The following is a 12,782-nucleotide window of genomic DNA, read 5'->3' as shown; positions in this document are numbered from 1 at the left end:
TCTCGTGTTCGTGGGACTCTCAGATTCAATGTGCCAATTCGAGTCGTCCATTCTCTTTCATAGTAACCATTGCGTTGACTAGAACGCTCATACTCGGACGCTTGAATATATTGAGTTCGTTGTTCTTCCATAAGCTGATTAAAAACAGTCATTAGGATATTTTTTGATAGATCATCCTTGACGGATTTTTCAATTAAGTTTTGTAATTCTTTTGTTTCCAATGTAAAATGTAGGTGGGTCATATGATCTGCCTCCTAGTATGTTTTTGTGGTTAAAAACATTGTACCGTAAAGGCAATCATATAGTCCTTTTCTTTTACACAATTATATGGACTTTATCTGGCTATAGGTGGAAATGTTATATTAATGGAAAAAAATAAAAATAAAATAAAATTTCTCACTAATTACCAACCTAAAATCCAAACAACCCATATTTCAATTGATGAAAGAAACATACTTCAAATTAAATGTATTAATTATAATGACGATAAACTTATTAGAACTAGTGAATTTTTGGACTTAATAAAGATTAATGACTTTTCTTAACTGGAACAAAATTGAAGTCTGAAAATATACGTTGCTGAATATATTACATTGAGGATTTTTTCTTTCCACGAATATTTTGGAAAAACAGTCACAAAATAAAGTCGATGAAATGAAATCGACTGGAGCGATGTATGAATGGGAATTATGAGTGGAAATCCGAAAGAAGAACCGATGCATTATGGCGAAGTGTTTGGTGCTTGGACCTACTTAACAAGTGCTAAAGGGTGCTTCATTGCTTATCAAACCCTTTTAAATCATGCCGGTGATGATGATTTAAAGGAATTACTGAAAGAAGGAATGAACAGTGCTCAAGACGAAATTCAACAAATCGAGGAATTGTTAAAAGACAATGAAGTCGGATTACCGCCGACTCCTCCTGAACGCCCGCAAGCAAATCGAGAAGAGATTCCAACCGGAGCGCGCGTAACCGATCCTGAAATCTGCATGACGTTATCGATGGACATAGCCAAAAGTTTAGTTGCATGCAGTACGATGATGGGACAATCTATACGTGAAGATATTGGAGCCATGTTCGGTCGATTTCACGTAAGCAAAGCCCAGCTTGGCTTAAAAGCTTTACGTCTAAACAAAGAAAAGGGCTGGTTAGTGCTACCCCCTCTTCACCGCTCAACATCATCAAATCAATAGGACTTCTTATCAGTCAGCCACTACAAAACGTGTGGCTGACATTTTTTGTTATACCTGTAGTAAAATCTTGAGAGAAATAGGTAGGTGATGACGATGTGTGGCAGATTTAGTTTATTTACCCCTAGTGAACAATTGCAAGACATTTTTCAAATCTCAAATATGGATGAACTCCCTTATACACCACGGTATAACATAGCTCCGAGTCAAGCCGTTTTCACGATCATTCAAAAAAAGCAAATCCGACGCGCTGGCTACTTGCGCTGGGGATTAATTCCGTCATGGGCGAAATCAGAAAAAAATAGTTATAACCTCATTAATGCACGCGCAGAAACGGTTGACGAAAAGCCAAGTTTTAAACATTTATTACTGAAAAGAAGGTGCTTGATCATCGCAGATGGTTTTTATGAATGGCAAAAAAGAAACGATACAAAACAACCGTATCGCATTACAATGAAAGATAATCGTCCGTTTGCATTTGCTGGTCTTTGGGATCGTTGGAAAAGTGGCAATGAAGTCATCACAACTTGCACGATTATCACGACAGAAGCCAATGAAATCGTTCAACCGATCCATACACGAATGCCGGTTATTTTAACAGAAGAACAACAAGCCGATTGGCTTGATCCATCGATTCAACACCCTGCTGATTTAAAAGCATTGTTAAAACCTTATCCACCGGAAAAAATGGAAACATATGAAGTATCTACTCTTGTCAATTCAGCTAAAAATGATACTCCTGATCTACTCGACTCTCTTTAGTTAAAAATTACCATCGTTACTATTTTTCAACAGTATTAACAACATTTACTTTTCGATTTTCTCTCGTAATCTATGGTTTAATCACCATAAGACTATCGAGAGGAGAAGTAGAATTGAAAAAACTAGTAAGCTTCATTTTCGCATTCATTGTTTTTATTCCTGTTTCAGCGTTTGCAAATACAATACAAACGGTCAGTTACGGTGACACGATGTGTGGGAAATTGCTTCTAAATTATAAAAACGGAGTTTCTGAAATTATTAACGCAAATTCGCAGATTACAAATCCTATTTTGATTTATCCTTACGATCAAATTACCATCCTTACCACCAATCAACAGACTCAAATCTTTGAGCAAGAACTCATTCAATTAACGAACGTTGAAAGATTAAAAACTGGGTTGAAGCCTTTAAGTGAAGACTGGGAACTATCAAAAGTCGTTAGACATAAATCAATGGATATAGCCGGAAGAAATTATTTTTCTCATTAGAGCCTTACATATGGTAGTCCTTTCGATATGATTAGAGCATACGGGATCACTTACCGCTCTGCAGGAGAAAACATTGCAAAAGGGCAAAGAACTCCACAACAAGTTGTCAATGCATGATCATCAAGCAAATATTTTAAATCACTCTTACAAACATATTAGAGTTGGATTTGAGCCAAACAGTCATTATTGGACGCAAATGTTCATACGTAAATAATAAGATATCTTAAATAACACTTCTTTATAAATTTTCCAACGCTGGACATACTACCGATAAGAGGTATTGAGCTTTATGAACGTAGGGGAACAGGACGACTTCAAACAAAGTAATTACTCGCTACAAAATTTCATGTGATATTGAAAATGCTATTAAAGTTAACCTCTGTCAAACCGATCAATTTAACAAGAAGCGAGGAATGAGTAGCGATATGCTGGATAAAATAAAGTCCAGATTAGGCAATATGACCATAAGACACAAGGGTTAAACTTTTGATACGAATATACTACAGGCAACCGAACAAATGAAAATAAAAGTTTTAAAGTAGGACAAAAACCACAAAAGAAAAAATGATATGCCTATTATCCTAAATAATGTTAACAAAATTTAGCTTTTTTTAACTACTTTTGTCTAAACACTTTCACTTAGAGATTTTTTCCTATAAAATAAACGATAAGAAATATGGAGGTGCTTTTCATGCTAGCGACGAATGAAATTCCAATCGTCATAAGGGAGCTTTGTCGTTTAATGGAAGAATACTATAAGGCGCCTAATGCTGCAAAGCCAGCTATTTATGAGGATATTCTCTTACTCGGTGCAGTCATTGAACCTCCCGAGACAATATAAAATTGGCAACAGAGAAATTTTTCCCACTCGGATGGAGTGGGAATTTTATATTTAAATTATAGGGTATTGTTTTTTAGTATGAACCTCATTTTCAAATGCGGCAGCGATTGCCAGCAATGTACTTTCTTCAAAAGGACGCCCCATCAACTGCATCCCGATTGGTAAACGCTCAGAAGAAAACCCTGTTGGAACAGATAGTGACGGAATACCTGTTAAGTTAGCAGGTGCGGCAAAGCGAACGAATTCGGCAGCTACTGCTTTACTTTCCCCTTGAATCATTTTAAAGCTTTCTTTCCATTTTGGAGCAACCATTGAAACTGTAGGTGCGGCAATCACATCGATCTCTTTAAAAACTCGAACTAGTGCTTCTTGAAGAAGCCGTCTTACTTGTTGAGCTTTTACATATTGTACAGCAGTGACGAGTTGTCCTGCTTGAAGTGTTGTCCGTACATCATTGCCGTACAAATGACTTTTACCTTGTAATGTGTCATAGTGATATGCGGCAGCTTCTGATTGAATTGTGACAAGTTCACTGTATTCAGACAGTTCTAATTCGGGAATCGTCACTTCTACTAACGTAGCGCCGAGCTTTTCAAGTTGGTTAATCGCCACTTTCACTGATAAAGCAACCTCATCTTCAATAAAATCGAAAAAATAATTTGTCGGAACCCCCACTCTCAGTCCGCTAATATTCATGTTAAGTGATGATTCGTAATCAGGTACTATCCGATTGACTGTCGTCGGATCATTTTTATCAAATCCTGCAATCGATTGAAGTACGATCGCAAGATCTTCGACACTGCGCGTCATTGGACCGATATGATCTAACGACCACGCTAACGGGATTGCTCCATATTTACTTACACGACCGAACGTAGGTTTTAAACCGTAAATTCCGTTCAAAGCGGAAGGAGTTCGAATCGAGCCACCCGTATCAGAACCGAGTGCTGCAAATGCGAGTCCAGCCGCAACTGCAGCACCACTTCCACCGCTCGAGCCGCCCGGTGTTCGCTCAACATCCCAAGGATTTCTCGTTTTACCGAAGTAATCATTTTTGTTCGTAACTCCAAAAGCGAATTCGTGCATGTTTAATTTACCTAATAAGATGGCGCCGGCTTCACGTAATTTCGTAACAACGGTAGCATCTTCGTTTGGGATATGTTCTGCAAGTACTTGTGAACCTGCCGTTGTCCGAATCCCTTTCGTATTTAACAAATCTTTTAGTGCGATTGGAACACCATGCAAACGGCCACGATAATGACCTTTAGCGATTTCACGCTCCGCTTGTTTTGCTTGAGCTAATGCGACCTCTTTCATAACTGTAATATACGAGTTTAGTTGTTCATCTACTACTTCGATTCGCTCCAACATCATACGCGTAACTTCAACTGGAGAAAGTTCTTGCTTTTCTAGTTTAGGCGCAAGTTGTGAAATTGTTTTATAATAAAGCGCTTTCATTCTTTTGCCACCTCTGCTCGATAAACAGTAACTGGAACGATGTCCTTTAATTTACTGTTTGCCAACTTGCCCTCAAGCTGCTGGATTAAGTGCACTTGTAATTCTACATACGGATAATCTTCTTTATTAACGTCAATATTTCGTAGCGAGAGTGCTTGTTTTATCGCTTCACGCATCTGTATCACGACCTCCTCTTTATCATCCTTGTCTTTAATCATAACCTAATTAATTACAAATGTGTGAGAATCTCTTTTTCATCATTGCGAGAATCGTGATTTTATATATTCGTTATTATTTATTGATCTTTTAGCAATCTTCGTAATACTTTCCCAGAACTCGTCGCTGGTAAGCTATCACGGAATTCAACTTCACGCGGATATTTGTAAGCAGCCATATTTTCCTTAGCCCAATTTATGATTTCTTCTTCACTTATTTTTCCAACGTAATCTGGCTTAAGCACAATAAACGCTTTTACATTTTCACCTCTAACTTCATCCGGGACTCCAATTACTGCGACTTGCAATATAGCTTCGTGTTCTTTCATCAATGCTTCGACATCTTCTGGAAACACACTATACCCCGATGATTTAATCATTTCTTTTAAACGGCCAATGAAGTAAAGATATCCGTCTTCATCGATTTTCCCAATATCTCCTGTATATACCCAGCCATCTCTTAACGATTCCGACGTTGCATCTGGGCGATTTAAATACCCTTTAAAAACCCCTGGACTTTTTACGACAATTTCTCCTTGCTCGCCCGGTGATAAGTCTCTTCCAGATTCGATATCAACGATGCGAATGTCTGTATCGTAAGTCGGAATACCACATGTCCCAAATTTAATATTGTCTATCGGCATAAACGTATCAGCCGTGTGAGTTTCGCTTAGTCCATAAGAAGCTTCAAACATTAGACAACCATTAGTTAATTGCTTCCACGCATTTGCTAACTTTTCATCGACCGGAATTCCAAAGCTTGTCGCAAAGTTTAACTCAAGTGACGTCAAATCCCGTTTCTCAATGCTTGGATATTGTAAAATGGCAGCATTCATCGGTGCAATCGTATAGATTTTGTTTAAACGATACGTTTCGATCGCGGTAATCACTGCTTCGGGTTCAAACCGAGTCATTAACACACTTGAAGAGCGGCTATAAATTGGAATGTTTACCCCCATTAACATGCCCGCAATGTGGCAGAGAGGAGCTACAGCAAGTGTTTTGTCTTTTTCCATTACCGTGTAGCCATTGGAAGTAGCTGCTGTTTTAAATAAAGCGTTTCCAAATGTCAGCATCGCTGCTTTTGGTCGCCCAGTCGTCCCTGAAGTAAAGACCATCAATCCGATATCATTCCAAAGATCGACTTTGGCTGTCCGAGAAAGTGGATCATGTTCTTTAATGACTTCAATGAACGAATGAGCATGCTCAATAACTTGTTTTTCTATTTTCAATTCATCAGGAATTGGAATCGTCACTTCATCAGCTAAGTAATCAGCATAATGAACAGAAACAGTAAACGCTAATGACTCAACTTTACTTTTAACAGCATCGATAAGTGGATATAGTTCTTCGCCGACAACGACTGCTTTAATCTCAACTTCATTCATTAAATATTCGAGTTCAGACTCTTTGTACATCGGATTTAATGGGACGACAATCGCACCGAGCATCTGAACGGCGTAATGTGAGATGAGATACTGTGGACAGTTTTGCATAAACAGTCCAATTCGATCACCTTTTACAACACCTTGTGCTTGTAAAAAGCGAGCAAAACGCCGTGTATCATTAGATAATTGTCCCCAAGTGATGTCATGGCCGTAAAAGATATATGCTGTTTCGTTACTATAATTTTCTCCATTGTGAATCAAATAGTCGTGTAATGGTTTTTCACCTAAACGATATTGCAACGTTTTAGAAATAGATTGAGGCCAACTTTTTAATTTCACTGCATTTATCATTGATATGTCCTCCCTTTACACCATTTATTATTACGTTTCTATTGTCCGTATTTTTAACGAATATCGAACGCTTTGGACGTTAATAACGTAATATATCTCCTATTATTAAATGCCATTTCGTGTCATAACACATTTGCTTAATCGACTTTCTATGATTTTCCATACGTCAAAGGTCGATTGCCGTATAACCTTTAAGCTCACGGTCGCTTGAAACGTGATTATTTTCGTTTCATTATCGTTTCAATAAAATCCGTTGTCGTTATCCCTTGTTCAAAGGCCCGATGGCCGACGATTTTCTGTAATGTCAAAATATTTGTCTTTATCCCTTCAACGACGTAGTCTTGTAAAGCTATTTGTAGCTTACGAATTGCTTTATCACGCGTTTCAGCATGGACGATAAGCTTTGCAATCATCGGATCATAGAATGGTGTAACCGTAACGCCTTCTGCAACCGCCAACTCATGACGAATTCCATCACCCTTTGGTACCTGAAACGTAGTAATCTTTCCCGGCGAAGGAAAAAAAGTGTTTGGATCTTCCGCATAAATTCGCACTTCAATTGCATGACCGTTATGCTTTACATCACCTTGTTGGATAGACAATTTTTCACCATAAGCGATTTTCAATTGTTCTTCGACGAGATCAAGACCTATGATTTCTTCTGTAATCGGATGTTCAACTTGTAATCTTGTGTTCATTTCTAGAAAATAATAGTTTTTATTTTCATCTACAAGAAATTCGATCGTTCCAGCATTTTTATAGCCGATTGACTTCGCAGCTTGAACAGCGTCTTTTCCCATTTTCCTTCGTGTTTCTACGTCTAAAAACACCGATGGCGCTTCTTCCAGTACTTTTTGGTGTCGACGCTGAATTGAACACTCTCGCTCCATAAGGTGAATCGTATTTCCAAATTCATCTGCTAAAATTTGAATTTCAATATGCCTTGGATTCTCAATGTACTTTTCAATATACATCGTCCCATCACCAAAAAAACTTTTCGCCCGCTGCTGGTTGCCTGCAAATGCTCGTTTAAGCGCATCGTCATTCCGAACAAGTTGCATCCCTATGCCACCACCACCTGCGGAAGCTTTTAACATAACAGGATAACCGATTTCATTCGCTTTCCGTATCGCTTCCACTTCATTTTCAACAGGAGCGTCTGTACCTGGGATGACAGGAATATTCGCTGCTTGCATCGCCCTTCGAGATTCAATTTTACTTCCCATTCGTTCAATGACTTCAGGGGATGGACCGATAAACGTGATTCCTTCTTCTTCACATCTTTTTGCAAATGTTGCATTTTCAGACAGTAATCCATATCCTGGGTGAATGGCTTCTGCTCCCGTTTGTTTTGCGATTTCAATGATCTTTTCGATATTTAAATAGCTTTCGTTCACGCGCGGTCCACCAACGAGATGAGCTTCATCCGCTTCAGAAACAAATGGCGCCTCCGCATCAGCTTCCGAATAAATTGCAACCGTTTGAACACCTAATCTTTTGCACGTTCGCATTACACGTAATGCAATTTCACCGCGATTAGCAATTAAAATTTTTTTAAACATCGGTATCTCTCCGCCTCCTATTCAAGCGTCAAAATAACATCGCCTTCGTTAACAAATTCACCCTCATTCTTTTTTATTTCAACTACTTTTCCACTTATTTCTGCCTCGATTGGTATTTCCATTTTCATTGATTCTAAAATGACAACTTCTTGTTCCGCTTCAATTTCATCACCAACGTTAATTAGGATTTTCCAAATGTTACCTGCCATATTTGCTTTAATTTCTTTCATTTTCGTTTCCTCCCATCATCTTTTAAAATCCTGTCGGCCAATTCGCGAGTTGACGTTCACTTTTTGAACCATTTTTCATACACGCGTAATCTAACGCCTCACATAAATATTTACGTGTGTCACGTGGATCAATGACATCATCGATTAAATGCTTTGCCGCTGCTTTGTATGGAGAACTATCTAATGACCATGTTTTCAAAAGCTCTTTTCGTTGTTCTTCCTGATTATCAACTTCTTTTAACTGATTTCCATAGACAACATTTATACCGACTTCAGGATCAGTAAAATTGATTTCCGCAGTCGGCCATGCAAATACGAAATCTCCTCCCATGCCTGGTCCACACATGTTTGCATGCGCCATACCGATACTTTTTCGAATGATGACTGTTACTTTCGGGACAGACGAATACGCTAGTGCCTGATTCCAAACCATTATTTTCGTTGGAATTTTTCGTTGTTCCCCTTTACTTCCAATGAGAAAACCAGGCATATCATTAAGGAAAATCATTGGTATATGATAGGAATCACATAAACAAATAAAATCAACGGCCTTGTCACATTCATCTGGTCCTAACGCTCCAGCATTTCGCATTGGCTGACTAGCTAAAATTCCTACGACTCTTCCATTTAAGTGTGCTAATCCAGTAATGAGTGCCCTTCCGAATGTTGGCTTCATTTCAAAAAACTTACCGTCATCAACGATTAGTTTGATAACTTTTGTCATATCATAAGCTCGAGTTCGTCTCGTTGGTACGATATTTAAAACTTTTTCAAGCCTACGTTCAGGCTTGTCATCTGTTTGTCGTTTTGGCGGTTCTTCAGTCGCATTTAAAGGCATATAAGCGAGAAATTCTTTAATTTTCTCAATACACTCATCCTCATTATCAACCACAGCATCAACTTGACCTGTCACTTCAGAGTGAAGTTTCCAACCACCAAGTTCTTCAGGAGTAATTTTTTCTCCTGTTGCAATTTCTAACATTCTCGGTCCTCCGACAGCCATGCAAGTCCCTTTCACTTGCACAACAAAATCAGATGAAACTGCACTCCACGTTGGCCCTCCGAAACTATCACCAACAATCGCTGTGATAAATGGGATTTTTCGTCCTTGTTGCAAACCTTCTTTCGTCGGCAAGCTTTGACTGATGCCATCTGATCCCATTCCGTCGGGCATTCTCAAGCCACCGCCTTCTCCAAATTCAATTAATGGAAATCCTCGTTTTACAGCATACTCTCTTACTTTTCGTAATTTTCGAAGAAACACTTGTCCTTCAGCCCCAGCAAATACTGTTTTATCTGTTGCTTGGATAACGACAGGTCTCCCGTTAACTTTCCCGATTCCACAAATCAAACCGTCAGCAGGACTTTTATGTTCTGCACCTGGATACTCTGAATGGTTTAACATTCCGAGTTCAAAGAAAGTTCCTTCATCGACTAATTTATCAATCCGTTCTCGAGCCGTATAACGCCCTAATTCATGTTGACGACGAACCTTTTCTTCACCACCCATCTGTTTGGCTTTTTCTTTTTTTTCGTGTAGATTTGACACCAATTCTTTCACCATGTATTCCTCCCTCATAAGTAACCGCTTACAAATTTTATATTTTAATGTTTACATTTAGCCAATCCACGATTTGATTCTTTCCTTTAACAACGCTTTTGCGTGTTTTTCATTATAAAGATCTGCAAGAAAGAGAGCATTTTGTTGGATCGTAAAACCAACGATGTCCCATGCTATTGTTTTCGCGTCGAGTTGACCACTTAAAATTCCAATGTCAGTTGCATGTTGTAATATGGGCTCCAAGCTATTTGCTAAACCTTTATATGTGCTTCGAATGACGTTTTGAATATCAGGATCATCAATTTCAGAGATGGCTTGGTAAAATACTTTTAATTCTTTTTGATATTTCTCCATACTGGAAAAATAAGCGAGTAAACTTTTTTCTATCGCTTCTCGTATAGGCTCAGCATTATTTATTAGCTTATCTGTTAAAAAATTTTGGATTCCGAACTTTTCAAGTGTTTTTCGATTCGTAATCGTTAATACTTCTACGAAAAGCTCTTTTTTTGACGTAAAAAATTTATAAATCATCGGATCAGTTACACCTGCCCGTGCAGCAATTTCAGACACTTTTGCAACGCGATAATTTGATTCTGAAAACACTTCAATTGCCGCTCTTAAAATAACTCTTTTTCGTTCTTCAGCAGGTAAACGCTTCTGTTTAGACATAGTTATTGCTCCAATTTATTTTTGGTTAGTTATCAATAACTAACTTATAAAATATATTAAATGAAATCTTTTCAATATGTCAAGAAATTTCCATAAAAAAGTTAGTTCCTGAAATATCGGAACTAACCTGTAAAACTATTTAGCTGGATAACGAATGACGAAATATCTTTTCTTCCCACGACGAATGACAATAAATTGTCTTTCGATAGCATCATCACGAGTAATCATTTTCTTTAAATCTTTCGTACGCTCACCATTAATATAAATCGCACCGTTGTTTATATCTTCACGCGCTTGACGCTTTGAAGAACTTATTTTACTTTCTACAAGCAAGTCGACGAGTCCAATCGGTTCATCCGACTCAAGTGTATGGGAAGGAACGTCTTTAAATCCTTGTTTCATTTCATCAACGGTTAATTCTTTAATATCACCTGTGAAAAGGGCATTCGAAATGTTAATCGCTTGTTGCAGTGCATCTTCCCCATGGACGAATTTCGTCATTTCTTCGGCTAACGTTTTTTGCGCCTCACGCTTTTCTGGTGAGGTTTTCACTGCTTTTTCTAACTCAGCAATTTCGTCTAAAGATAAAAAGGTAAAATACTTCAAAAATTTAACCACGTCACGGTCATCGGTATTAAACCAAAATTGATAAAATTCATATGGTGACGTTTTTTTAGCATCTAACCAAACCGCACCACCAGCTGTTTTGCCAAACTTCGTTCCATCCGCTTTCGTAATGAGTGGAACAGTAAGACCGAACGCTTTTACATCTTCCTCTTCGTGTTCACGTGAACGACGAATAAACTCAAGCCCTGCTGTAATATTCCCCCATTGATCACTTCCGCCAATTTGTAACGTACAATTTTCTTCTTTGTATAATTGTGCAAAATCATACGATTGAAGCAACATATAACTAAATTCAGTGTATGATATTCCTTGTTCAATCCGTGAAGAAACGGAATCTTTTGCGAGCATATAGTTTACAGTAAAATGTTTTCCTGCATCCCTTAAAAAATCAATGATCGTTAGCTTTGAAAGCCAATCATAATTATTTCTCGCAACTGCAGCATTTTCGCCTTCCTCAAAATCAAGTAAACGAGCAAGTTGATTACGAAGACTTTTGGCAAATCCGTGCACCACGTTTTCTTCGTTTAGTGTTCGCTCACTCGTTCTCCCACTCGGATCACCGATCATTCCCGTTCCGCCTCCGATGAGTGCAATCGGTTTGTGACCCACCTGTTGAAATCGTTTTAGCATTGTAACGGGTAACAAATGTCCAATGTGCAAACTGTCTGCTGTCGGGTCAAACCCGCAATATAATGTCACTTGATTCTCATCTAAATGTTTTTTCAATCCTTCAAAATCCGTAACTTGATTAAGCAAACCGCGATTTTCTAAATCTTGAAGTATATCCATTTTATTCTTTCTCCTTTCATTTAATACGTTAGCTTGGAATTTGTGAGCATTTTTAATATTATAATATGTGATTAAAGGTTCTTTTCATGAGATTGCAAACGACGGAGTTTTGCTTGTAAACCGTTTTTGAAAACAAAAAACTCCTCCCTAAAAAAGGGACGAGTTGATCTTCGCGGTACCACCCTCATTGGAAATTCATCTGAATTCCCCACTCTATACTATAACGGAGTACCTCCGTTCTTTGCTACTCATAAAAGTGTTTACACACGCTCTCTATAAGTTTGTAGAGCGAATGCTTTTGGATTAAACGAATCCACTACATTTTGCATGTAATCTTTTTTTCACAAAGTCAGCTCCGAGACGTAATTCGTGCTTTTCTATTTACTAGTTCACATCACCCACTAGCTTTCTGATAAAGGGAGAAAAGACACTACTAAATCCTTTCACAGCTTTTGATTATTTAATTTATCCATTTTCTTTTCCCATAGTCTAATTTCTATAGACAGTTTGCACTTACTTCATAAGCTGTATGTTATAATAATACAAATTTAATGACGTGTCAAAAACAAGTTAGGTATGTGTCAAGTTATTCTCGGTCGACTTATCACACCAATATCTTTGGCACTCTATTTTTGTACGCTTTTTCACTAC

At 38.1% G+C, this 12,782-nt stretch carries 12 protein-coding genes, 1 pseudogene and 1 other annotated feature; of the genes and pseudogenes, 4 read left to right on the top strand and 9 right to left on the bottom strand.

From position 1 onward, the window contains the following. A partial coding sequence (locus tag ABU914_RS14585; RefSeq protein WP_379670436.1) for a transposase occupies positions 1 to 242 on the bottom strand: 242 nt, incomplete at its 3' end. A 438-nt stretch (positions 243 to 680) separates the two neighbouring features. On the opposite strand from ABU914_RS14585, the gene ABU914_RS14580 reads away from it, so the two are divergent. The 4 genes and pseudogenes from ABU914_RS14580 (at position 681) to ABU914_RS14565 (ending at position 3,281) form a co-directional block, all read left to right on the top strand. After that, the gene (locus ABU914_RS14580) at positions 681 to 1,193 is read left to right on the top strand and encodes a DUF3231 family protein (RefSeq protein ID WP_379670435.1); all 513 of its coding nucleotides are present in this window, start codon (positions 681 to 683) and stop codon (positions 1,191 to 1,193) included. Positions 1,194 to 1,286: 93 nt separating this feature from the next. Beyond that, a complete protein-coding gene (locus ABU914_RS14575; protein ID WP_379670434.1) occupies positions 1,287 to 1,952 on the top strand; it encodes an SOS response-associated peptidase in 666 nt (221 codons plus the stop codon). 113 nt (positions 1,953 to 2,065) lie between these two features. Next, positions 2,066 to 2,654: pseudogene (locus tag ABU914_RS14570) on the top strand (CAP domain-containing protein). 477 nt (positions 2,655 to 3,131) lie between these two features. Further along, positions 3,132 to 3,281 carry a hypothetical protein gene (locus tag ABU914_RS14565; RefSeq protein ID WP_379670433.1) on the top strand — a complete coding sequence of 50 codons (150 nt, stop codon included), beginning with the start codon at positions 3,132 to 3,134 and terminating at the stop codon, positions 3,279 to 3,281. A gap of 51 nt (positions 3,282 to 3,332) precedes the next feature. Here ABU914_RS14565 and ABU914_RS14560 read toward each other — a convergent pair whose 3' ends face one another. The 8 genes from ABU914_RS14560 to tyrS all read right to left on the bottom strand — a co-directional run bounded on the left by ABU914_RS14560 (position 3,333) and on the right by tyrS (position 12,131). Beyond that, entirely contained in the window at positions 3,333 to 4,739 is a 1,407-nt protein-coding gene (locus tag ABU914_RS14560; RefSeq protein WP_379670432.1) for an amidase, read from the bottom strand. Then, on the bottom strand, positions 4,736 to 4,915 hold the full coding sequence (locus ABU914_RS14555; protein WP_379670431.1) for a hypothetical protein: 180 nt from the start codon (positions 4,913 to 4,915) through the stop codon (positions 4,736 to 4,738). The genes ABU914_RS14560 and ABU914_RS14555 overlap by 4 nt, the downstream gene beginning before the upstream one ends. Positions 4,916 to 5,034: 119 nt before the next feature. Then, complete coding sequence (locus ABU914_RS14550) at positions 5,035 to 6,693, bottom strand: AMP-binding protein (protein WP_379670430.1); 1,659 nt, start codon at positions 6,691 to 6,693, stop codon at positions 5,035 to 5,037. A gap of 218 nt (positions 6,694 to 6,911) precedes the next feature. Then, entirely contained in the window at positions 6,912 to 8,255 is a 1,344-nt protein-coding gene (locus tag ABU914_RS14545) for an acetyl-CoA carboxylase biotin carboxylase subunit (RefSeq protein ID WP_379670429.1), read from the bottom strand. 17 nt (positions 8,256 to 8,272) lie between these two features. Beyond that, positions 8,273 to 8,485 carry an acetyl-CoA carboxylase biotin carboxyl carrier protein subunit gene (locus tag ABU914_RS14540; protein WP_379670428.1) on the bottom strand — a complete coding sequence of 71 codons (213 nt, stop codon included), beginning with the start codon at positions 8,483 to 8,485 and terminating at the stop codon, positions 8,273 to 8,275. A gap of 22 nt (positions 8,486 to 8,507) precedes the next feature. Then, on the bottom strand, positions 8,508 to 10,049 hold the full coding sequence (locus ABU914_RS14535) for an acyl-CoA carboxylase subunit beta (protein ID WP_379670427.1): 1,542 nt from the start codon (positions 10,047 to 10,049) through the stop codon (positions 8,508 to 8,510). 54 nt (positions 10,050 to 10,103) lie between these two features. Then, positions 10,104 to 10,715 (bottom strand): TetR/AcrR family transcriptional regulator, encoded by a 612-nt coding sequence (locus ABU914_RS14530; RefSeq protein ID WP_379670426.1) that lies wholly within the window; start codon positions 10,713 to 10,715, stop codon positions 10,104 to 10,106. Positions 10,716 to 10,850: 135 nt separating this feature from the next. Next, positions 10,851 to 12,131, bottom strand: coding sequence for a tyrosine--tRNA ligase (gene tyrS / locus ABU914_RS14525; RefSeq protein WP_379670425.1), 1,281 nt, complete (start codon positions 12,129 to 12,131; stop codon positions 10,851 to 10,853). 151 nt (positions 12,132 to 12,282) lie between these two features. After that, positions 12,283 to 12,587, bottom strand: a binding site (T-box leader). Positions 12,588 to 12,782: the final 195 nt, after the last annotated feature.

The organism is Pueribacillus sp. YX66 (genome assembly GCF_041725775.1).
In the GTDB taxonomy this organism is placed as follows: domain Bacteria; phylum Bacillota; class Bacilli; order Bacillales; family UBA6769; genus Pueribacillus.
Note: the sequence above shows the minus strand (reverse complement) of the source record. Positions and strands in the feature narration are given on the sequence as shown.